Genomic DNA, 21,146 nt, shown 5'->3' with positions numbered 1-21,146 from the left:
GCGCCCCCGCCCGCCGCCGCGGCGGCGATCGTGTCCGCGAGATCGCGTAAGTCCGTGATGGGACAGTCTGGCCGAAGGCTCGGCCTCGGGTCCTCTGGCCAGGCGGGACGGACACGTCATGGCGGACAGAGAACCGGTCGCCTCGGCGGCCGAGGATGTGTTGGTCGACGAGGTCGTCGAGCGGCTGATGGACCGCGCCGACGCCTCGGGGGCGGCCCTGCTGGGCGTAGGCGGGCTGCTGACGGAAATCACCAGGGCCGTGCTGGAACGGGCCCCGGAAGCCGAGATGACTCAGCACCTCGGCCATGAGATGCACCATCCGCAGGACGCGGGTCAGACAACTCCCGCAACGGCGAATCGCCCAAGACCGTGCTCACCGATGCCGGGGCGGTCACGGTCGCGGTGCCCGGAGACCGCGACGGCGACTTCGAACCGTAGGTGGTGCCGAAGAACGCCCGGCGGCTGGCAGGCTTCAACAACCGCGTCCTGTCGCTGTACACGCGCGGCATGTCGGTTCGGGACATCCGCTCGCACCTGGCCCAGATCTACGGGGCCGAGGTCAGTCCGGACCTGATCAGCAAGGTCACCGACGCGGTCGTCCAGGAGCAGATCCACCCGAAGGCGCGCGACGCCAACCACGGCGCTGACACGAGATCGCCGACACGTCCCCCTACGGGCGAGTCGCTCCGTGCTCCAGGTAGACGGTCGCGGACTGCGTCCTGGCGACGCAGGCGGCGTGGACGCGGCGGGCGAGGCGCGGGATGAGGAGTGCGTCGAGCTGGTCGGTGGCGTGGAAGGCGTACTCGCCGATCTCGACCTGGTCGACGGTGATGTCGTCGAGTTCGTCGGCGGGGAGGACGCCGCCGTCGAAGACGAAGAGGAGCTTGTCGCCCTCGGCGGGGTGGGGTGCCCAGTCGGCGACGAGCAGGCGGCCGATCGGCGGGGTGATGCCGAGCTCCTCCTTGACCTCACGGGCGGCGCCCTCGCTCGGGGCCTCGCCGGCATGCAGGTAGCCGCCGGGGATCTCCCAGCCGGGCTTGTAGGTCGGCTTCACGAGGAGGACACGGTCGTCCTCGTCGAAGAAGAGCACGCCGGCGGCGGTGCGGGGCTGGGCCACGACCTCGTGGGACTGGGAGTCGCTCATGGCGACGACTGTAACCGCCCAGCCGCGTCACGCGACGATCTGGAGCCGCTGCGCGACGCCTGCCAGCAAGTAGCTGGGTTTGCCGCGCTGTTGGCGGACCCAGCTGGTCACCAGGTGTCGGGGGATGAAGTAGTAGCGGACTTGCTCGGGGGCCAGCTCCTCGGCGTCCAGTACGAGGGCGAGGGCCTCGTCCATGCGGCTCTGCGCGCTGTGGGCGCGGGCGATCTCGAGTGCGTGCCGTACTCGGCGTTCGAGCGGCAGGGTCGAGGAGTCCACGCGCGGACCTTGGTCGAGGGCGATCTGGACGTCGCCGAGCTCCATGGCGGTCGAGATCCGGTGGATGGCCACGTTGGTGGGCCCGAAGGCCGTCCACATGTGGTTGGCGTCGTGGCCGAGGCGCTGCGCCGCCCGCCTCGTCCGGACCGGTGTCGTCCACGAGCGGGCGATCTCAGCTGTGCTCGGCCGCCAGGTGTCATGACCGAAAGCGCGAGGGACAGCTACAGTTCGGCGCAAGTGTCCGGGCGGGCCTGCTCCGATTGGGCTTTCCTTCGCCGCTCCACAGCTTCAAGCGCCCTTACCACAGCGACGCACTCACCTGGGGTGTGCATGCAGTAGGGACAGCCATCAACATCCCCGAAGGTCTGCTGTTCGCCGGTGAACTCGGCGCGCGACCCTGTGCAGCGCGTCCTTCACCATCGGCCAGTCGTTGCATGTGGGGCAGGCTCCTTCGCTCACCGCCCCACGCCACCGAACAGGAAGCAGGCCACCATGCAGCACCGCGTCCGCGCCGTCCTCCTCACCCCGAACGACACCACGCTGATGATCAAGCGCATCCGACCCGGCACCGACCCGTACTGGGTGATCGTCGGCGGCAAGATCGAGCCCACTGACGCCAGCCCCGAGGACGCCCTGCTGCGCGAGGTCCGCGAGGAGATCGCCGGTGAGGCCGAGATCGTCAGTCTCCTCCACACCGTCGAAACCGACGGCGAGCGCCAGGACTTCTACCTCGCCACCATCGAGAAGTGGAGCTTCGAGGACCGCACCGGGCCCGAGTTCAGCCAGGAAGGCCGAGGCGAGTACCTCTTGGAGGAGATCCCTCTCACCAGCGAGGCCCTCGACGCGGTCAACCTCCTGCCCAGCGAGTTCGCCACGGTCCTCCACGAGGCCGTCGAACGCGGGGACCTCCTCGCCGCCGGGTAACCGCAACCCGGTAGTCGCATCAGCGCACTGGATGCCACAAAAACTCACGCAGCGTCAAGTGTCATGGCACGTTCAGTAACCCAACCGAAACCAGGTGACCCCGGCAGCGCGCCAACACCCCGGGGTCCGGCAACATGAGCTGACACTCCCGATGCGCGTCCATCGTCGTCGTCCCGCATACGCCGCCGCCTGAGCCACGTCGTCCCACCGATCCGCAGGGGCTCCGGCGGGTACGTCGTCGCCCTACCCCATCAGCGCCGCGTGCCGCCCGGCCGGACGACACGCGGCCAAGCCCGGGGCGGGCACCCGCCGGCAGGCGGGTGGGGGGTGGATGGTGGGGAACGGCGGTGAACCTGCTCGACGAAGCAGATCACGCGCGGGTGTTCACCCGGCGGCGGGCGAAGCGGAGACGCGGAGACGCCGCCGCCCGGAGTCCCGGGCAGCGGCGTTCCGTACGGCGGGCCTCAGACGTTGAAGCCGAGGGCGCGGAGCTGGTCGCGGCCGTCGTCGGTGATCTTGTCGGGGCCCCACGGCGGCATCCAGACCCAGTTGATGCGCAGGTCCTGCACCAGGCCGTCGGTGGCCGTCTTGGCCTGGTCCTCGATGACGTCGGTCAGCGGGCAGGCCGCCGAGGTGAGCGTCATGTCGATGGTGGCCACGTCGGACTCGTCGATGTGGATGCCGTAGATCAGGCCCAGGTTGACGACGTCGATGCCCAGTTCGGGGTCGACGACGTCCATCAGGGCCTCGGTCAGGTCCTCGACCGAGACGGTGCCGGCGGTGGTGCCGACGATGACGGTGCCGGTCTGCTGCTCCGCAGCGGGGGCCTCGGTGCCGGTGGTGGTGGTGCTCTCGTCACTCATGGTCTTGTCCTCCTCTGCGGGGTCAGTCGTTCACGGCGGGGTTGTGGGCGAGCGCCTGGGCGGTGGCGTCCTTCCAGGCCATCCAGCTGAGCAGGGCGCACTTGACCCGGGCCGGGTACTTGGAGACGCCGGCGAACGCGACCGCGTCCTCCAGCACCTCCTCGTCGCCCTCGCCCTGACCCTTGCTCTGCATCAGCTCCAGGAAGGCTTCCTGGACCGCCTGCGCCTCGCCCACGGTCTTGCCGACCACCAGGTCGTTGAGCACCGAGGCGCTCGCCTGGCTGATCGAACAGCCCTGCGACTCGTACGAGACGTCGGTGACGGTGGCGCCGTCGAGCTTCACCCGCAGGGTGATCTCGTCGCCGCACGTCGGGTTGACGTGGTGCACCTCGGCGTCACCGTCCCGCAGCCCCTTGCCGTGCGGGTTGCGGTAGTGGTCCAGGATGATGTCCTGGTACATCGAGTCGAGCTTCATGGTCGTCCTGCCCCGTCCCTCAGCCGAAGAAGTTCCGGACGTGGTGCAGGCCGTCGATCAGCGCGTCGACCTCGCCCGGCGTCGAGTACAGATAGAACGACGCCCGCGTGGTCGCCGGAATTCCGTACCGCAGGCACACCGGCCGCGCGCAGTGGTGGCCGACGCGCACGGCGATGCCCTGCTCGTCCAGCACCTGGCCCACGTCGTGCGGGTGGATGTCGCCGAGGGTGAAGGAGATCGCGGCACCGCGGTCCACGGCCGTGCGCGGCCCGATGATCCGCAGGTCCGGGACCTCCAGCAGCCGCTCGACGGCGTACTCGGTGATCGCGTGCTCGTGCGCCGCGATCTTCTCCATGCCGATGCCCTGGAGGTAGTCGATGGCCGCGCCGAGCCCGACCGCCTGGGCGATCGGCGGGGTGCCGGCCTCGAACTTGTGGGGCGCCGGGGCGTAGGTGGACGAGCCCATGGTGACGGTCTCGATCATCTCGCCGCCGCCGAGGAACGGCGGGAGGTCCTCCAGCAGCTCCTGGCGGCCCCAGAGCACGCCGATGCCGGTCGGGGCCAGCATCTTGTGGCCGGTGAAGGCGACGAAGTCGGCCTCCAGCGCCTGCACGTCCAGCACCATGTGCGGCGCGGCCTGCGAGGCGTCGATGACGACCAGCGCGCCGACCGACTGGGCCTTGCGGACGATCGTCTCGACCGGGTTGATCGTGCCGAGCAGGTTGGAGACCAGGGTGAAGGAGACCACCTTGGTCTTCTCGGTGATCAGCTCGTCGATGTTCGACAGGTCGAGCCGGCCCTCGTCGGTCAGCCCGAACCACTTGAGCTTCGCGCCGCTGCGCTGCGACAGCAGCTGCCACGGGACGATGTTGGAGTGGTGCTCCATCTCCGTGATGACGATCTCGGAGTCGGCGTCCACCCGGTAGGGCTCGTCGGCCCAGGCCAGCATGTTGGCGACGAGGTTGAGCGACTCCGAGGCGTTCTTGGTGAAGATCACCTCGTTGCGGCTCGGCGCGTTGACGAAGGCCGCGACCTTGTCCCGGGCGCCCTCGTACAGCGCCGTGGCCTCCTCGGCGAGCACGTGCACGCCGCGGTGGACGTTGGCGTTGTGCCGCTCGTAGTAGGCGTTCAGGGCGTCCAGCACCTGACGCGGCTTCTGCGAGGTGGCCGCGTTGTCCAGGTAGACCAGCGGCTTGTCGTCGTGCAGCACCCGCTGGAGGACCGGGAAGTCCTTGCGGATCGCGTCGGTGTCGAGCAGTCCCGCAAACGGATGGGTCACTCGGACGCGCCCCCCTTCACATACGACTCGTAGCCCTCTTCCTCCAGCTTGTCGGCCAGCTCGGCGCCGCCGGACTCGACGATGCGGCCGCCCGCGAAGACGTGGACGTGGTCGGGCTTGATGTACCGCAGGATGCGGGTGTAGTGGGTCACCAGCAGGGTGCCGACCTCACCGGTCGAGCGGACCCGGTTGATGCCCTCGGAGACGACCCGCAGCGCGTCGACGTCCAGGCCGGAGTCGGTCTCGTCGAGGATCGCGATCTTCGGCTTGAGCAGCTCCAGCTGGAGGATCTCGTGGCGCTTCTTCTCACCGCCGGAGAAGCCCTCGTTGACGTTGCGCTCGGCGAAGGCCGGGTCCATCTGGAGGGCGGCCATCGCCTCCTTGACCTCCTTCACCCACAGCCGCAGCTTGGGGGCCTCGCCGCGGACGGCGGTGGCGGCGGTGCGCAGGAAGTTGCTGACCGAGACTCCGGGGACCTCGACCGGGTACTGCATGGCCAGGAAGACGCCGGCCTTGGCGCGCTCGTCGACGGACATCTCCAGGACGTCCTCGCCGTCCAGCAGCACCGAGCCGCCGGTGACGGTGTACTTGGGGTGGCCGGCCAGCGAGTAGGCGAGGGTGGACTTGCCGGAGCCGTTCGGACCCATGATGGCGTGGGTCTCTCCCTGCTTCACGGTCAGGTCCACGCCCTTCAGGATCTCGCGCGGGCCGTTCTCGGCGTCCACGGAGACGTGCAGGTCGCGGATTTCAAGGGTTGCCATGTGTACTCAGGACTCCTGGTTGACGGAGACGAGCACATCGTCCCCTTCGATCTTTACGGGGTAGACAGCGACCGGCTTGGTGGCGGGCAGGCCGGACGGCTTGCCGGTGCGCAGGTCGAAGCTGGAGCCGTGCAGCCAGCACTCGATCATGCAGTCCTCGACCTCGCCCTCGGAGAGCGAGACGTTCGCGTGCGAGCAGGTGTCGTTGACCGCGAACACCCCCTCGTCGGTGCGGACGACGGAGACCGGCACGCCGTTGAGGTCCACGCGCTTGGGAACGTCCTCCTGGAGGTCGCTCAGCGCGCAGGCACGGAGGAAGGTCATCGCGTTCAGACCGCCGATTCCAGCTCGGCGTCGATCTTCTCCATGAGCTGGTCCTGGACCTCGGCCACGCCGATCTGCTGGAGCAGCTCGGCGAAGAAGCCGCGCACGACCAGGCGGCGCGCCTCGTCGGCCGGGATGCCGCGGGCCTGCAGGTAGAACAGCTGCTCGTCGTCGAAGCGGCCGGTCGCCGAGGCGTGGCCGGCGCCGACGATCTCGCCGGTCTCGATCTCCAGGTTCGGGATCGAGTCGACCCGGGCGCCGTCGGTGAGCACCAGGTTCCGGTTGAGTTCGTAGGTGTCGGTGCCGACCGCGGCGGCGCGGATCAGCACGTCGCCGACCCAGACCGCGTGCGCGTCCTGGCCCTGGAGCGCGCCCTTGTACGCCACGTTCGACCGGCAGTGCGGCGTGTCGTGGTCGATCACCAGGCGGTGCTCCAGGTGCTGGCCGGCGTCGGCGAAGTAGAGGCCGAACAGCTCGGCCTCGCCGCCGGGGCCCGCGTAGGCGACCCGCGGGTGCAGGCGGACCAGGTCGCCGCCGAAGGTGACGACCACGGACTTGAAGGAGGCGTCCCGGCCGATCAGCGCGTTGTGCTGGGCGGCGTGGACGGCGTCGCGCTCCCAGTCCTGCACGGAGACGAAGGTGAGCTTGGCGCCCTCGCCGACCAGCAGCTCGACGTTGGCGGCCCGGGTGCCGGTGCCCTCGTGGTTCAGCACCACGACGGCCTCGGCGAACGGCTTGACGTCGATCACCACGTGGGCGAAGCGGACGCCGCCCTCGCCGCGCACGTCGATCCTGACCGGCTCGGCCAGCACCGACTCCTTGGGGACGGTGACCACCAGTGCCTGCTCGAAGGCGCTGAACGCCTGCGCGGCGACCCGGTCGACCGGCTTGCCGGCCTTGCCCAGGCGGGCGTCGTCCCGGCCGACGGTCTCGGCGGTGACGCCGTCCGGCAGCGTGAACTCGACCTTGTCCTCACCGCGCGGGGCGGAGGCGGCGGTGCCGTCGTGCAGCCCGCCGAGGCGGTGCAGCGGAGTGAACCGCCAGTCCTCCTCGCGGCCGGTGGGCACCGGGAAGTCGTTCACGTCGAAGGACGGCTTGACCGCGACGCGCGCGTCGATCGGCTGCTGGACCGCGGTGCGGCCGGTGCCGGGGCCGGCGAGCTGCGCGCCCGCGCCGGCGGTGCCGACCTCGATCGACCCGGCGGTGGTGGAGCCGGTGGTGTTCTGCTCAGCCATGGCTGTTCGTAGTGCTCTCTTCCTCGGAAATGAGTGGACGGCGGCGGCGGCCTGGGGTCAGCCGACCGCGCCCTCCATCTGCAGCTCGATCAGCCTGTTGAGCTCCAGCGCGTACTCCATCGGCAGCTCGCGCGCGATCGGCTCGACGAAGCCGCGGACGATCATCGCCATCGCCTCGAACTCGGTCAGGCCGCGGCTCATCAGGTAGAAGAGCTGGTCCTCGCTGACCTTGGAGACGGTCGCCTCGTGGCCCATGGACACGTCGTCCTCGCGGACGTCCACGTACGGGTAGGTGTCCGAGCGGGAGATGGTGTCCACCAGCAGCGCGTCGCACAGCACGTTGGACTTGGCGCCCTTGGAGCCCTCGCCGATCTCGATCAGGCCGCGGTAGGAGGTCCGGCCGCCGCCGCGCGCCACCGACTTGGAGACGATGTTGGAGGAGGTGTTCGGCGCCATGTGCACCATCTTGGCGCCGGCGTCCTGGTGCTGGCCCTCGCCCGCGAAGGCGATCGACAGGGTCTCGCCCTTGGCGTGCTCGCCCATCAGGTAGACGGCCGGGTACTTCATGGTGACCTTGGAGCCGATGTTGCCGTCGACCCACTCCATGGTCGCGCCCTCGTACGCCACGGCGCGCTTGGTGACCAGGTTGTAGACGTTGTTCGACCAGTTCTGGATGGTCGTGTAGCGGCAGCGGCCGCCCTTCTTGACGATGATCTCCACGACCGCCGAGTGCAGCGAGTCGGAGGAGTAGATCGGGGCGGTGCAGCCCTCGACGTAGTGGACGTAGGCGTCCTCGTCGACGATGATCAGCGTCCGCTCGAACTGGCCCATGTTCTCGGTGTTGATCCGGAAGTAGGCCTGGAGCGGGATGTCCACGTGCACGCCCTTCGGCACGTAGATGAACGAGCCGCCGGACCACACGGCCGTGTTCAGCGCGGCGAACTTGTTGTCGCCGACCGGGATCACGGTGCCGAAGTACTCCTTGAAGATCTCCGGGTGCTCGCGCAGCGCGGTGTCGGTGTCCAGGAAGATGACGCCCTGCTCCTCCAGGTCCTCACGGATCTGGTGGTAGACGACCTCGGACTCGTACTGGGCGGCGACACCGGCGACCAGGCGCTGCTTCTCCGCCTCCGGGATGCCGAGCTTGTCGTAGGTGGCCTTGATGTCCGCGGGCAGGTCCTCCCAGGACTCGGCCTGCTTCTCGGTGGAGCGGACGAAGTACTTGATGTTGTCGAAGTCGATGCCGGAGAGGTCGGAGCCCCAGGTCGGCATGGGCTTCTTGCCGAACAGCTTCAGGCCCTTGAGCCGCAGGTTCAGCATCCACTCGGACTCGTTCTTCTTCGCCGAGATGTCGCGGACGACCTCCTCGCTGAGCCCGCGCTTGGCCGCGGCACCGGCGGTGTCCGGGTCGGCCCAGCCGTACTCGTAATTGCCGAGGCCTTCGAGCTCGGGGTGCGAAACGGTGTCAGTCATGCGAGCTTCCTAACGCGCGGACGCTGAATCTTCGGTGGACGTACCGGCAGTCGGCACTGCATCGGAGCCGCGTCCCGCCGGGGGCTGGGCGGGCGACGATGCGGCACCGGGTGCCGGCACATAGGTGGTGCAGACCCCGTCGCCGTGGGCGATCGTGGCCAGCCGTTGCACATGGGTGCCCAGGAGCCGGGAGAAGACCTCGGTCTCCGCCTCGCAGAGCTGCGGGAACTGCTCGGCGATGTGCGCGACCGGGCAGTGGTGCTGGCAGAGCTGGGCGCCCGCCGGGGCCTTGGCCGCGGCCGACGGGACACGCCGCACCGTGGCAGCGTACCCGTCCGCGCTCAGCGCCTGGGCCAGCGCCTCGGTGCGTTCCCCGGCGGCGGCCAGGCGCAGGGCCTCCAGGTACTTCTCGGCCTGCTGGCCGAACCGGGCGCGGGCGAAGGCGGCGACCGCCTCCTCCCCCGCCTTGCCGCCGCCCACCGAGTCCGCGATCCAGCGCAGCGCGTCGGCGGCGAGCTGGTCGTACGCCTGGTAGAAGGCGTCCCGGCCGGCGTCGGTGAGGGCGAAGACCTTGGCCGGACGGCCCCGGCCGCGGCTTCCGTAGACCCGCTGTTCGCGGGACTCGACCAGACGGGTGGCGACCAGCCCGTCGAGGTGGCGGCGGACGGCGGCGGCGGTGAGGCCGAGCCGGTTCGCCAGGTCGGCGGCGGAGGAGGGGCCGTGGTCCAGGATCGACCGGGCGACCCGGTCCCGGGTGGCCCGGTGGCCCTCCAGCAGCACCTCGGCCGCCGTCACGGGCACGTCGCAGGAGGAGGCCGTCTCGGCCTCCTGCTGCTGGGCGTGCTCGCGCATGTTTTTCACAACACCAGTGTTGCGTAATTCCTTCCGTCGGGACAACCCGTGATCCAGGCCTCACCGGTGTCATCTGTCACGCAGGTTAGCCTTACCTGACCTGCGAAAACGATCACCGAGCCGCCGTCCGGCCCGCGCGTCAGGCCCTCTTACACTCGCCGGTATGCACTCCGAACCCGCGGTCCAGATCGCCGGGCTGGTCAAACGCTACGGCGACAAGCTCGCGGTGGACGGCCTCGACCTCACCATCCCGGCCGGCGCGATCACCGCCGTCCTCGGCCCCAACGGCGCCGGCAAGACCACCACCATCGAGACCTGCGAGGGCTACCGCCGCCCCGACGCCGGCACCGTCCGGGTCCTCGGCCTCGACCCGGTCGCCCAGAGCGCCGCGCTGCGGCCCCGGATCGGCGTCATGCTGCAGTCCGGCGGCGTGTACGCGGGCGCGCGCGCCGTCGAGATGCTGCGGCACACCGCCAAGCTGCACGCCCACCCGCTGGACGTGGACGCCCTGGTCGAGCGCCTCGGCCTCGGCTCCTGCGGCCGCACCGCCTACCGGCGGCTGTCCGGCGGCCAGCAGCAGCGGCTCGCCCTGGCGATGGCCGTGGTCGGCCGCCCCGAGCTGGTCTTCCTGGACGAGCCCACCGCGGGCCTCGACCCGCAGGCCCGGCGGGCCACCTGGGAGCTGGTGCGCGACCTGCGCCGGGACGGCGTCACCGTGGTCGTCACCACCCACCACATGGACGAGGCCGAGCAGCTCGCCGACCGGGTCGCCGTCGTGGACCGCGGCCGGGTGATCGCCGACGGCACCACCGAGGAGCTGTGCCGCGGCGGCGCCGAGGACTCCCTGCGCTTCGACGGCCCGCCCGGCCTCGACCTCGGCCCGCTGCTCAAGGAGCTGCCCGAGGGCGCCGCGGCCACCGAGACCGCCCCCGGCAGCTACCGCGTCGAGGCGCCCGTCGACCCGAAGCTGGTGGCCACCGTCACCGGCTGGTGCGCGGCCTCCGGCGTCCTGCCCGAACGGCTGTCCGTCCAGCGCCGCAGCCTGGAGGACGTCTTCCTCGACCTGACCGGACGGGAGCTGCGCTCGTGAGCGAACGGAGTGAGGGAACCATGACCGCCGCCACGACCGACTACTCCCCCGCGCCGGGCCCCGCGCCCGTCGGCCGGATGCTGCTCGCCCAGACCGCGTTCGAGACCCGGATGCTGCTGCGCAACGGCGAGCAGCTGCTGCTCACCGTGGTCATCCCGACCGTGCTGCTGGTGCTGTTCTCCGCCGTGGACGTCGTCGCGGTCGAGGGCCCCGGCAAGCGGGTCGACTTCCTGGCGCCCGGCCTGCTGGCGCTGGCCGTGATGTCCACCGCCTTCACCGGCCAGGCCATCGCCACCGGGTTCGAGCGCCGCTACGGCGTCCTGAAGCGGCTCGGCGCCAGCCCGCTGCCGCGCTGGGCGCTGCTGACCGCCAAGACCGGCTGCGTCCTGGTGACGGAGGCGCTGCAGGTGGCGCTGCTGTCGGTGATCGCGCTGGCCCTCGGCTGGTCCCCGCACGGCGACCCGTTGACCGTCGCCGCGCTGCTGGTCCTCGGCACCGCCGCGTTCTCCGGGCTCGGCCTGCTGATGGCCGGCACCCTGAAGGCCGAGGCCACCCTGGCCGGCGCCAACCTGGTGTTCGTCCTGCTGCTGCTCGGCGGCGGGGTGATCGTGCCGCTGACCAGGTTCCCCGAGGCCGTGCGGTCGGTGCTGGAGCTGCTGCCGATCTCGGCGCTCTCGGACGGCCTGCGGTCGGTGCTCCAGAACGGTGCCGGGGTGCCGTGGGCCGACCTCGGCATCCTGGCCGGCTGGTCGGTGCTCGGCCTGGCCGCGGCCGCCCGCTTCTTCCGCTGGGAGTAGGTCGGCGGGTACCGACGCACGACGCCCCCCGGCCGCCTTGGGCCGGGGGGCGTCGTGGTCATCGGGCCGGGGTGTCAGCTCTCGCTGCCGCCGCGGCGCTTGCGGGCGAGCAGGACGAGCGCGCCGCCGACCAGCAGCACGCCGCCGCCGGCCGCCGCGATGATCGGGGTCGAGTCGCTGCTACCGGTCTGGGCGAGCGCCGGCGCGCTGGTGGTGGGCGTCGGGGTCGGCGTCGGGGTCTTGCTCGGGGTGGGCGTGGCCGACGGGGTCGGCGTGGCCGGGGGCGTGGTCGACGGCGTGGGGGTCGGGGTCGGGGTCGCGGTCGGCGTCGGCGTCGGGGTCGGCGTCTTGGTGGGGGTGGGCGTGGGGGTGGGAGTCGGCGTGTGGCACGGCTCGATGGTCTTGGTCTCGTTGATGTTCCAGCCCTTCTCGTTCGGGTTCTCCGTGGTGGTGACCACCAGGTTCGCCTTGATCGGGGCGTTGTGATCCTTCACCGGGAAGGTGCCGTGGTACTCCTTCGGGAAGGTCTTGCCATCCAGGACCTTCTCGCCGTCGATGGTGAGGCTGACGGTGTTCTTCACGGTCTCGTTGCCGCTGTAGTTGATCAGATCGATCACGATCTTGTCGCAGGTCACCGTCCAACTCGGCACGTGCGCCGAGGCATTGGTGGCCAGCGCCAGGGGCAGGAGAAAACCGGCCGCAGCCGTTCCGGCAAGCGCCGTCGCACCGATCGCGAAGTGCCGCTGCTGTCGTGCCATTACTTTGTTCCCCTCCGAACGGTCTTGTGCAGCAGGCGTGTTGAGTGGTTCGCGGTGGCCCGCTACGACTGTCCGGGGGACTCTACCGGCACTCCCGCACCCCGCCACACCCCGCCGTACGACCGGATATCGACTGTCCGTCCGTCTTCCGATGTGCATGACCAGCCCATCACAGCCGTCACCTCGCGGAACGCGGATTCGACAAACCTGAATGGACTTCGTCACCTTCAAGACAGAACGGAGCCCTCAGTGATCGGGTTCAATCACCGAGGGCTCCGATTCGGTCAGCCGACGAACAGCGGGCCATTCCGGCCTTTCCGTCGATTCCGCCCCTCCGCGGCCGGGGGCCGCCGCCGGGGCGGGCTCGACCGGCTCAGGCCTTCCTGGCCGCCTTGCGCCGGGCGGCCACCACGATCGCACCGCCGGCCGCGAGCACGACCGCACCGCCGATCGCCAGCGGCAGCACCGGGCCGGAGCCGGTGTGCGCCAGGTTGCCGCCCGCGTCCGGCTGCGCGGACGGGCTGCCCGAGATCGACGGGGCGGTGGTCGCGCCACCAGCCGACGCGCTGGGCGAACCGCCGGCGCCGGGCGTGGCGGTCGCCGGGGCGGACGGGCTGCCCGAGGGGCTCGCCGAAGCGCTCGGGGAGGTCGAGGCGCTCGGCGTGGCCGACGGCGAGCCGCTCGGTACGGTCGGCGGCACCGTCGGCGTGCCGGACGGCGTCGGCACGGTGCCCGGCAGGCAGCCGGTGAAGGGGTAGTGGTGCGTCTCCGCACCGCCCTTGCCGGTCAGCGAGGCGGCGATCACCGAGCCGTTGACCGGACCGCCGCTGCCGAGGTCGAAGGCGGCGTTCGGCGCGAGCACGGTCCCGGCCCAGGCGGCCTGGCTGTTCTTGACCACCTTGGTGGCGGTCGGGAAGTTCCAGAGCAGCTTGGAGCGGATCGCCCCGCCCGCGGCACTCTGCAGCTTGTCGTCCAGCACGAAGGCCTTCCGGCCCTCGTCCCACAGATGGAAGCCGGTGGTCCCGGCCGCCGCCATGTCGTACGAGCCGCCGGTCACGTTGACCACCGTCACCGAGCCGGCCGGCACCTTGAGGAAAACGTCCTTGGCGCCCTGCAGCCGGGCCGCGTCGACGGTGAAGCTGTTGTACTTCGCGTCCCCGCCGGTGAACGTCAGCTTGGCGCCCTCGGCCTGGACGGTGGCGCCGGCGGTCTGCGGCACGGCGGCCAGCGAGGTCGCGGCGGCGCGCAGCTTGGCGAACTCGGCCTTGAAGTCGATCGGCGAGGAGCCCTGGGCGACGGCCCCCTGGTGGGCCTGGACGGTGGCGCCGTCGGCCTTGGAGCCGAAGACGCCGTTGCCCTTCATCACCTGGGTGTTGTGGCCGGTGATCCGGCCCGCCACGACCAGGGCGTTCTTGCCGGGCAGGGCGTCGACCTGGGCCGCGGTGAGCTCCTGGCCGACCGAGAAGCCGCCGGTGAAGTCGGCGTTGCCGCCGACCGCGACCGCGCCCTCGGCGTCGGGGGTGTGGGTGTCGTCGCCCTCGATGAATTCGCCGTAGAGGTTGGCGACCCCGAGACCGCGGCACTCCTGGTCGGCGCCGACGGCCTGGGCGGCTGGCGCGATCAGGCCGGCCAGTGCGAGAGAGCCACCGACGGCGAGCGCGGCGGCGGAAGTGGATATGCGCATGTGCAGGTCTCCGCTTACGTGCGGGAGGAGGTGGGAGAGAGGTCCGAAAAAAAGGTATGGACCAGAGGCGCACTCTCTCCACCCGAACCACAATTGGTCAAGACCAATGCGCATCTTGAGGGATTCACCCCCTTTGTCCGCGTGTCCCCTCCCGGCGTGTCGCCGGCCCCGGACTCCGCCGCCCACGGCCGCGCGCAGCCGTGCCCCGCCCCAAGACCGCCTGTAAGGCCGCCTACGATTGACCCCGTGCCTAACCCCTTCTCCCTGCTCGCCGAGCGCTGGCAGCCATCCGCCGAGATGGTCCGCCGCGCCACGTTCGCCGCGCTGGTGATGAGCGTGGTGATCGTCGTCACCGGCGGCGCCGTCCGGCTCACCGCCTCCGGCCTCGGCTGTACGACCTGGCCCCGATGCACCGACGAGAGCCTGACGCCCACCGCCGAGATGGGCTTCCACGGCGTCGTCGAGTTCACCAACCGGATGCTCACCTACGTGCTGAGCGCCGCCGTCGGCTGGGCCATCCTGGCCGCCCGCTGCCACCGGCCCTGGCGGCACAGCATGACCCGGCTCGGCTGGGCGCAGTTCTGGCTGGTGATGAGCAACGCCGTACTCGGCGGCATCACCGTGCTGACCGGCCTCAACCCGTACACCGTGGCGCTGCACATGATCGCCGCGATGGCCCTGGTCTGGGTCGCGCTGCTGATGTGGGAGCGGTCCAAGGAGGGCGACGGCCCGCCCCGCCTCTCGGTGGCCCGGCCGATCCACCAGCTCTCGTACGTCCTGGTCACCGTGATCGGCCTGCTCGTCGCGGCCGGCACCCTGGTGACCGGCGCCGGGCACCACCCCGGCACGCCCAAGGACAACAAGATCGTCCCGCGCATCCCGATCGACTACGACCGCCTCGCCCAGTTCCACGCCGACTTCGCGTTCGTCTCGGTCGGCCTGGCCATCGCGGTGATCTTCGTCTTCGCCGCCGTCAAGGCCCCGCAGCCCGCCCGCGCCCGGGCCAAGGAGCTGCTCGCCGTCCTGCTGCTGCAGGGCGTGCTCGGCTTCGTCCAGTACTTCACGGACGCGCCCGAGCTCATGGTCGGCCTGCACATGCTGCTCGCCGCCCTCACCTGGATCGCCGCGCTGCGCGTCCCGCTCGCCCTGCGCACCCGCGCGGACGCGGCGACCGCCGATCAGCTGCCCGCCCAGGCCCCGCAGACCGCCTCGGTCTGACCCCCGTCAGCACCGACGGCCCGGCCCCTCCGCACGGAGGAGCCGGGCCGTCGCCGTGTCCGGGCCGGGTTCAGCCGCCGAGCTGGATGCCGGCCATCCGCTTCCACTCGTACGCGCCGGTCTTCACCTTGAGGCCCAGCTCGCCCTCGAAGTCCTCGTGCAGGGTCAGCCCGGCCAGCTCCGCGGCCCGGCGGCCGACGGCGTAGCTGGGGGCCACCTGGTCGCCCCAGGCGCCGTCCGCGCCCACCACGACGATCCGGGTGGCCACGGAGCCGACGTACTCGACGACCGCGTCGGCGCTGCCCCCGTGCTGCCGGGCGAAGCTGGTCAGGTGCTTGGCGATGCGCTTGGCACGGCGCTCGGTACGGGCGTCCGGCGCGGTGGCGGTCTCAACGCTGCTCATGCCCGCATGCTACCCACCGGTAGCGCCGCTGGCGACGGGAGCACCCTGTGCACCGGGCCACATACTGGAGGAGTGACCTTCTCCGGCTGGCCGGCCGAGGCGCTCGACTTCTACGAGCACCTGGAAGCCGACAACTCCAAGACCTTCTGGCAGGCCCACAAGGCGCGGTACGAGGACGCCGTACGGACCCCGATGGAGCAGCTGCTCGCCGACCTGGAGCCCGAGTTCGGGCCGGGGAAGGTGTTCCGCCCCAACCGCGACATCCGGTTCAGCGCCGACAAGTCCCCGTACAAGACCCACATCGGCGCCCATCTGGAGGGCGGCGGCTACATCCAGCTCTCCGCCGACGGCCTGGCCTGCGGCAACGGCCTGTACCGGCTCGCCCCGGACCAGCTGGAGCGCTACCGGGCCGCCGTCGCCGAGGACCTCGGCGGCGCCGAGCTGGAACGGGTGATCGCCTCGGTGGAGCGGGCCGGCCCGCGGGTGGTCGGCCGGGACTCCCTCAAGTCGGCCCCGCGGGGCTACCCCAAGGACCACCCCAGGATCGGGCTGCTGCGCCACAAGGGCCTGGTGGCCTGGCAGGAGTGGGAGCCGGCCGGGTGGCTGGAGACCCGCGCCGCCCACACCCGGATCACCGGCTTCCTGCGCGCCTCCCAGCCGCTGCGGGACTGGCTGGACGGCCACGTCGGCCCGTCCGAACTCCCCGGACGCTGACACCCTCCCGGAACGCGGGAGAGCCCCGGTCCACCGGACCGGGGCTCTCCCGACGAATCCCTACGTCACGAACGGATCCCTACTTGACGAACGGGTCGATCGCGCAGACCACCATCAGCAGCGACAGGTAGGTGATCGACCAGTGGAACAGCCGCATCTCCTTGAGCTTCGCGCCCACGATCCCGGCCTTGGCCCGCCCGTACAGCGCGTGCGCCTCGCGCAGCCAGGCCGCGCCCAGCAGCACCGCGGCGACCGGGTACAGCCAGCTCATGTGTCCCAGCGGCCAGAGCGCCAGCGAGACCGCCACCATCACCCAGGAGTAGATGACGACCTGCTTGCCGACCGCCACGTTGCCCTTGATCACCGGCAGCATCGGCACGCCGGCCCGCGCATAGTCGTCGCGGACCTTCATCGACAGCACCCAGGTGTGCGGCGGCGTCCAGAAGAACACCACCAGGAACAGCACCACCGCGGCCCAGGACATCGAGTTGGTCACCGAGGACCAGCCGACCAGCACCGGCATGCAGCCGGCGATGCCGCCCCAGACGATGTTCTGCGAGGTGCGCCGCTTGAGCCCCAGCGTGTAGACGAACACGTAGAACAGCAGCGCGCCCAGCGCCAGCCCGGCCGACAGCCAGTTGACCCCGAAGCCCAGCAGCAGGGTCGAGACGACCGCGAGCACGACGCCGAACACCAGCGCCTCGCGCGGCGACACCATCCCGGTGACGATCGGCCGCCGCTCGGTGCGCGACATGATCGCGTCGATGTCCCGGTCGATGTACATGTTGAGGGCGTTGGCGCCGCCGGCCGAGAGGTAGCCGCCGATGACGACCTTCAGCACCAGCAGCATGTTCGGCACGCCCTGTTGAGCCAGGAACATCACCGGCACGGTGCTCATCAGCAGCAGCTCGATGATCCGCGGCTTGGTCAGTGCGACGAACGCGCCGACACGGGCCCCGAACGGCCGGTGCGCAGGAGTCGCCCCGGTGACCCCGGCGGGACGGGTTTCGACGGCGGTCACTAACACCCCAACTGAAGATGAATCCTCGCAGGCGTCCACAGGAACGAAGGGTCCCGAATCGTCCGCTCTGCGCGTACCACGACACCATAGACGTTCCATATATCGCATCCGGCTCCGGGGTCCCCCGGCGAGGCGGAACGCACACCCCCGGGTGAACCGCCCGGGCGACGCCCCCGGAGGCCTCCGGGGAGGTCCGCTAGCCCGTCCTGACCACCGGAGCGGCGCGGAGCCGCGATTCGGGAGAGTCTGGGACAAATCCCTCCCGGCGTTCCCGGTGGGAATCTGCAGGGGGAATTGCCGGTTGTCCCAGCACGGAGGGTGAGCCCCGACCCGGACGGTAGGCTCGCACGCAGAAGCGGGATCTACCCTCCGTGACCGGCACCACCCAGCGTCGGGACCACAGCGCCGTGGCCGACCCGGTCCCCATTCACGGGGTCACTCTTCACAATGGAAGGAGCCCTGAGACAGGGTGAGCACTGCGCCGACGAACGCATTCGAGTGGACCGATCTGGACGAGCGCACGGTTGACACCGCGCGGGTCCTGGCCATGGACGCTGTCCAGAAGGTCGGCAACGGACATCCCGGGACGGCCATGTCGCTGGCCCCGGCCGCGTACCTGATCTTCCAGCGATTCCTGCGCCACGACCCGACGGACCCGTCCTGGGTCGGGCGCGACCGCTTCGTCCTCTCCCCCGGGCACACCAGCCTGACGCTCTACACCCAGCTGTACTTCTCGGGCTACGGCCTGGAGCTGGACGACCTCAAGGCCTTCCGCGTGGCCGGCAGCCGCACCCCGGGCCACCCCGAGCACGGCCACACCGCCGGCGTGGAGACCACCACCGGCCCGCTCGGCCAGGGCATCGCCAACGCGGTCGGCATGGCGATGGCCGCCCGCTACGAGCGCGGCCTGTTCGACCCGGAGACGGCGGCCGGGGAGTCCCCCTTCGACCACACCGTCTGGGCCATCGTCTCCGACGGCGACCTGGAGGAGGGCATCTCCGCCGAGGCCTCCTCGCTGGCCGGCCACCAGAAGCTGGGCAACCTGGTCGCGCTGTACGACGACAACCACATCTCGATCGAGGGCGACACCGAGACGGCCTTCTCCGAGGACGTCCTCAAGCGCTACGAGGCGTACGGCTGGCACGTGCAGCGCGTCACCCCGAAGGCCAACGGCGACATCGACGTCGAGGCCCTCGCCGGTGCGCTGGCCGCCGCCAAGGCCGAGACCTCCCGCCCGTCGCTGATCGCGATGCGCACGATCATCGCCTGGCCGGCCCCGGACGCCCAGAACACCGCCAAGGCGCACGGCTCCGCGCTCGGCGCCGCCGAGATCGCCGCCACCAAGAAGGTCCTGGGCTTCGACCCGGAGAAGACCTTCGAGGTCAGCGACCAGGTCATCGAGCACGCCCGGCTGGTCATCAAGCGCGGCAAGGCCGCCCGCGACCAGTGGCAGCAGGGCTTCGACGCCTGGCGCGCCGCCGACGCGCACCGGGCCGCCGAGTTCGACCGCATCCAGGCCGGCGAGCTGCCCGAGGGCTGGAAGAAGGCCGTCCCCTCCTTCCCGGCCGGCAAGGACGTCGCCACCCGCAAGGCCTCCGGCGAGACCCTCAAGGCGCTCGGCGCGGTGATCCCGGAGCTGTGGGGCGGCTCGGCCGACCTCGCGGAGTCCAACCTCACCACCATCGACGAGGACAGCTCCTTCCTCCCCGAGGGCAACCCGCTGAAGTCGGCGAGCCCGTACGGCCGGACGATCCACTTCGGCATCCGCGAGCACGCCATGGGCTCGACCATGAACGGCATCGCCCTGCACGGCAGGACCCGCGTGTACGGCGGCACCTTCCTGGTCTTCGCCGACTACATGCGCCCGGCCGTCCGTCTGGCCGCGCTGATGAAGCTGCCGGTCACCTACGTCTGGACGCACGACTCGATCGGCCTCGGCGAGGACGGCCCGACCCACCAGCCGGTCGAGCACATGGCCTCGCTGCGCGCCATCCCGGGCCTGGCCATGGTCCGCCCGGCCGACGCCAACGAGACGGCCGTCGCCTGGCGCACCCTCATCGAGCGCCAGACCAGCCACCCCGGCCCGGTCGGCCTCGCGCTGACCCGCCAGAACGTCCCGACCTTCGACCGCGAGGTCTTCGCCTCCGCCGAGGGCACCGCCAAGGGCGCCTACGTGCTGGCCGAGGCCTCCACCGGCGACCCGCAGGTGATCCTGCTGGGCACCGGCTCCGAGGTCCAGCTGGCCGTCCGGGCCCGCGAGGTGCTGGAGGCCGAGGGCATCGCCACCCGCGTGGTCTCGGTCCCGTCCTTCGAGTGGTTCCAGGAGCAGGACCAGGCCTACCGCGACAGCGTGCTGCCGCCGTCGGTCAAGGCCCGCGTCTCGGTCGAGGCCGGCATCGCCCAGGGCTGGCGCGAGCTGGTCGGCGACCACGGCCGGATCGTCTCGCTGGAGCACTTCGGCGCCTCCGCCGACTACAAGGTGCTCTTCGAGGAGTTCGGCATCACCAGCGAGCGCGTGGTGGCCGAGGCCCACAACGCCCTGCGCTCCCTCGAGGCCGTCAACCGCTAGCGGCACCCGGCCGGGGCCGCCGACCGCACATCGGCGCCCCGGCCCTTCGACCACCCCACGAAGCAGAAGAACAAAGGGACTGAAGCACCATGACTGACGCACTGAAGCGCCTCAGCGACGAAGGCGTTGCGATCTGGCTGGACGACCTCAGCCGCAAGCGGCTGAACTCCGGCAACCTGGCCGAACTGGTGCAGAACAAGCACGTGGTGGGCGTGACCACCAACCCGACCATCTTCCAGAAGGCCATCGCCGGCTCCGGGGACGACTCCTACGACGGCCAGCTGCGCGACCTCGCCGTCCGCAAGGTCACCACCGACGAGGCGATCCGCATGATCACCACCTCGGACGTGCGCGACGCGGCCGACGTGCTGCGCCCGGTCTACGACGCCTCCAACGGCCGCGACGGCCGGGTCTCCATCGAGGTCGACCCGCGCCTGGCGCACGAGACCGCCACCACCGTGGCCGAGGCCAAGCAGCTGTGGTGGCTGGTCGACCGCCCGAACGTCTTCATCAAGATCCCCGCCACCAAGGCCGGCCTGCCCGCGATCGCCGAGGTCATCGGCAGGGGCATCAGCGTCAACGTCACGCTGATCTTCTCGCTGGAGCGCTACAAGGCCGTCATCGACGCCTACCTGACCGGCCTGGAGGCCGCCAAGGCCAAGGGCCTGGACCTCTCCCAGATCGAGTCGGTCGCCTCCTTCTTCGTCTCCCGCGTGGACACCGAGATCGACAAGCGCCTGGACAAGATCGGCGGCGAGGCCAGGAACCTGCGCTCCAAGGCCGCGCTGGCCAACGCCCGCCTCGCCTACCAGGCGTACGAGGAGGTCTTCGGCAGCGTCGACGGCAAGACCGCCGGCAGCGCCCGCTGGAGCGCCCTGGAGGCCGCCGGCGCCAAGCCGCAGCGCCCGCTGTGGGCCTCGACCGGCGTCAAGGACCCGGCCCTGCCGGACACCCTGTACGTCACCGAGCTGGTCGCCCCCGGCACCGTCAACACGATGCCCGAGGCCACCCTGGACGCCACCGCCGACCACGGCGTGGTCACCGGCAACACCATCGCCCCCAACTACGCCGACGCCAAGGCCGTGCTGGACGCGATCGCCGCGGCCGGCGTGGACTACGACGACGTCGTCCAGCTGCTGGAGGACGAGGGCGTCGAGAAGTTCGAGCAGTCCTGGAACGAGCTGCTCGACACCGTCACCGCCTCGCTCGCTTCCTTCGCCGACGAGAAGTGACCCCTGCTCACAGCCAGCGCACGAAAGCGGAGCCCATCAAGTGAGCACTGATTT

The 21,146-nt window shown here is 70.8% G+C and carries 21 protein-coding genes and 1 pseudogene; 8 read left to right on the top strand and 14 right to left on the bottom strand.

Features of this window, described 5'->3' with window-relative positions; translation table 11 throughout:
- Positions 1 to 118 precede the first annotated feature (118 nt).
- Positions 119 to 612, top strand: a pseudogene (locus ACWGKU_RS23995) (transposase); the annotation flags it as partial.
- A 58-nt stretch (positions 613 to 670) separates the two neighbouring features.
- Here the strand turns inward: ACWGKU_RS23995 and ACWGKU_RS23990 are convergent.
- Together ACWGKU_RS23990 and ACWGKU_RS23985 are read right to left on the bottom strand one after the other, a co-directional pair.
- On the bottom strand, positions 671 to 1,144 hold the full coding sequence (locus ACWGKU_RS23990; protein WP_401046408.1) for an NUDIX domain-containing protein: 474 nt from the start codon (positions 1,142 to 1,144) through the stop codon (positions 671 to 673).
- Between the two features lie 27 nt (positions 1,145 to 1,171).
- The gene (locus ACWGKU_RS23985; RefSeq protein WP_452178271.1) at positions 1,172 to 1,519 is read right to left on the bottom strand and encodes a hypothetical protein; all 348 of its coding nucleotides are present in this window, start codon (positions 1,517 to 1,519) and stop codon (positions 1,172 to 1,174) included.
- A gap of 393 nt (positions 1,520 to 1,912) precedes the next feature.
- Between ACWGKU_RS23985 and ACWGKU_RS23980 the strand changes: the two genes are divergently transcribed.
- Complete coding sequence (locus ACWGKU_RS23980; RefSeq protein WP_452178272.1) at positions 1,913 to 2,344, top strand: NUDIX hydrolase; 432 nt, start codon at positions 1,913 to 1,915, stop codon at positions 2,342 to 2,344.
- Between the two features lie 464 nt (positions 2,345 to 2,808).
- On the opposite strand, the gene ACWGKU_RS23975 is transcribed toward ACWGKU_RS23980, so the two are convergent.
- Genes ACWGKU_RS23975 through ACWGKU_RS23940 form a run of 8 tightly spaced genes read right to left on the bottom strand, consistent with a single transcriptional unit; the run spans position 2,809 to position 9,606 of the window.
- Positions 2,809 to 3,207 carry a metal-sulfur cluster assembly factor gene (locus ACWGKU_RS23975; protein ID WP_452178273.1) on the bottom strand — a complete coding sequence of 133 codons (399 nt, stop codon included), beginning with the start codon at positions 3,205 to 3,207 and terminating at the stop codon, positions 2,809 to 2,811.
- Positions 3,208 to 3,229: 22 nt separating this feature from the next.
- Positions 3,230 to 3,682 (bottom strand): Fe-S cluster assembly sulfur transfer protein SufU, encoded by a 453-nt coding sequence (sufU, locus tag ACWGKU_RS23970; protein WP_359905310.1) that lies wholly within the window; start codon positions 3,680 to 3,682, stop codon positions 3,230 to 3,232.
- Between the two features lie 19 nt (positions 3,683 to 3,701).
- Complete coding sequence (locus ACWGKU_RS23965; RefSeq protein WP_359905307.1) at positions 3,702 to 4,961, bottom strand: cysteine desulfurase; 1,260 nt, start codon at positions 4,959 to 4,961, stop codon at positions 3,702 to 3,704.
- Positions 4,958 to 5,722: a Fe-S cluster assembly ATPase SufC gene (gene sufC, locus ACWGKU_RS23960; RefSeq protein WP_359905304.1), complete on the bottom strand. Its 765-nt coding sequence runs from the start codon at positions 5,720 to 5,722 to the stop codon at positions 4,958 to 4,960. The genes ACWGKU_RS23965 and sufC overlap by 4 nt, the downstream gene beginning before the upstream one ends.
- 6 nt (positions 5,723 to 5,728) lie before the next feature.
- Positions 5,729 to 6,046 (bottom strand): bifunctional 3-phenylpropionate/cinnamic acid dioxygenase ferredoxin subunit, encoded by a 318-nt coding sequence (locus ACWGKU_RS23955; RefSeq protein WP_359905302.1) that lies wholly within the window; start codon positions 6,044 to 6,046, stop codon positions 5,729 to 5,731.
- Positions 6,047 to 6,051: 5 nt separating this feature from the next.
- Positions 6,052 to 7,281: a Fe-S cluster assembly protein SufD gene (sufD, locus tag ACWGKU_RS23950; protein ID WP_380548927.1), complete on the bottom strand. Its 1,230-nt coding sequence runs from the start codon at positions 7,279 to 7,281 to the stop codon at positions 6,052 to 6,054.
- Positions 7,282 to 7,338: 57 nt separating this feature from the next.
- Entirely contained in the window at positions 7,339 to 8,754 is a 1,416-nt protein-coding gene (gene sufB, locus ACWGKU_RS23945) for a Fe-S cluster assembly protein SufB (protein WP_359905296.1), read from the bottom strand.
- Between the two features lie 9 nt (positions 8,755 to 8,763).
- Complete coding sequence (locus tag ACWGKU_RS23940; protein WP_401046430.1) at positions 8,764 to 9,606, bottom strand: helix-turn-helix transcriptional regulator; 843 nt, start codon at positions 9,604 to 9,606, stop codon at positions 8,764 to 8,766.
- Between the two features lie 163 nt (positions 9,607 to 9,769).
- Between ACWGKU_RS23940 and ACWGKU_RS23935 the strand changes: the two genes are divergently transcribed.
- On the top strand, positions 9,770 to 10,696 hold the full coding sequence (locus tag ACWGKU_RS23935; protein ID WP_380548933.1) for an ABC transporter ATP-binding protein: 927 nt from the start codon (positions 9,770 to 9,772) through the stop codon (positions 10,694 to 10,696).
- 20 nt (positions 10,697 to 10,716) lie between these two features.
- Positions 10,717 to 11,493 carry an ABC transporter permease gene (locus ACWGKU_RS23930; RefSeq protein WP_380353698.1) on the top strand — a complete coding sequence of 259 codons (777 nt, stop codon included), beginning with the start codon at positions 10,717 to 10,719 and terminating at the stop codon, positions 11,491 to 11,493.
- Positions 11,494 to 11,567: 74 nt separating this feature from the next.
- Here the strand turns inward: ACWGKU_RS23930 and ACWGKU_RS23925 are convergent, their stop codons facing one another.
- Positions 11,568 to 12,251, bottom strand: a complete 684-nt coding sequence (locus tag ACWGKU_RS23925) for an LAETG motif-containing sortase-dependent surface protein (protein ID WP_452178274.1) — start codon at positions 12,249 to 12,251, stop codon at positions 11,568 to 11,570.
- Positions 12,252 to 12,624: 373 nt separating this feature from the next.
- Positions 12,625 to 13,935, bottom strand: coding sequence for a choice-of-anchor A family protein (locus tag ACWGKU_RS23920; RefSeq protein ID WP_452178275.1), 1,311 nt, complete (start codon positions 13,933 to 13,935; stop codon positions 12,625 to 12,627).
- A 246-nt stretch (positions 13,936 to 14,181) separates the two neighbouring features.
- Here ACWGKU_RS23920 and ACWGKU_RS23915 point away from each other — a divergent pair, with 246 nt between their 5' ends.
- A complete protein-coding gene (locus ACWGKU_RS23915) occupies positions 14,182 to 15,153 on the top strand; it encodes a COX15/CtaA family protein (RefSeq protein WP_401053742.1) in 972 nt (323 codons plus the stop codon).
- A gap of 70 nt (positions 15,154 to 15,223) precedes the next feature.
- On the opposite strand, the gene ACWGKU_RS23910 is transcribed toward ACWGKU_RS23915, so the two are convergent.
- The gene (locus ACWGKU_RS23910; protein ID WP_359912949.1) at positions 15,224 to 15,556 is read right to left on the bottom strand and encodes a hypothetical protein; all 333 of its coding nucleotides are present in this window, start codon (positions 15,554 to 15,556) and stop codon (positions 15,224 to 15,226) included.
- Positions 15,557 to 15,628: 72 nt separating this feature from the next.
- Between ACWGKU_RS23910 and ACWGKU_RS23905 the strand changes: the two genes are divergently transcribed.
- Positions 15,629 to 16,270, top strand: a complete 642-nt coding sequence (locus ACWGKU_RS23905; protein ID WP_452178276.1) for a DUF2461 domain-containing protein — start codon at positions 15,629 to 15,631, stop codon at positions 16,268 to 16,270.
- Positions 16,271 to 16,349: 79 nt separating this feature from the next.
- Here the strand turns inward: ACWGKU_RS23905 and ACWGKU_RS23900 are convergent, their stop codons facing one another.
- Entirely contained in the window at positions 16,350 to 17,297 is a 948-nt protein-coding gene (locus ACWGKU_RS23900; RefSeq protein WP_380548947.1) for a heme o synthase, read from the bottom strand.
- A 463-nt stretch (positions 17,298 to 17,760) separates the two neighbouring features.
- Here ACWGKU_RS23900 and tkt point away from each other — a divergent pair, with 463 nt between their 5' ends.
- The gene (gene tkt, locus ACWGKU_RS23895; RefSeq protein WP_452178277.1) at positions 17,761 to 19,860 is read left to right on the top strand and encodes a transketolase; all 2,100 of its coding nucleotides are present in this window, start codon (positions 17,761 to 17,763) and stop codon (positions 19,858 to 19,860) included.
- A gap of 89 nt (positions 19,861 to 19,949) precedes the next feature.
- Complete coding sequence (gene tal / locus ACWGKU_RS23890; RefSeq protein ID WP_380548953.1) at positions 19,950 to 21,092, top strand: transaldolase; 1,143 nt, start codon at positions 19,950 to 19,952, stop codon at positions 21,090 to 21,092.
- Positions 21,093 to 21,146 lie beyond the last annotated feature (54 nt).

This window comes from Kitasatospora sp. NPDC054768 (assembly GCF_053612025.1).
Note: the sequence above shows the minus strand (reverse complement) of the source record. Positions and strands in the feature narration are given on the sequence as shown.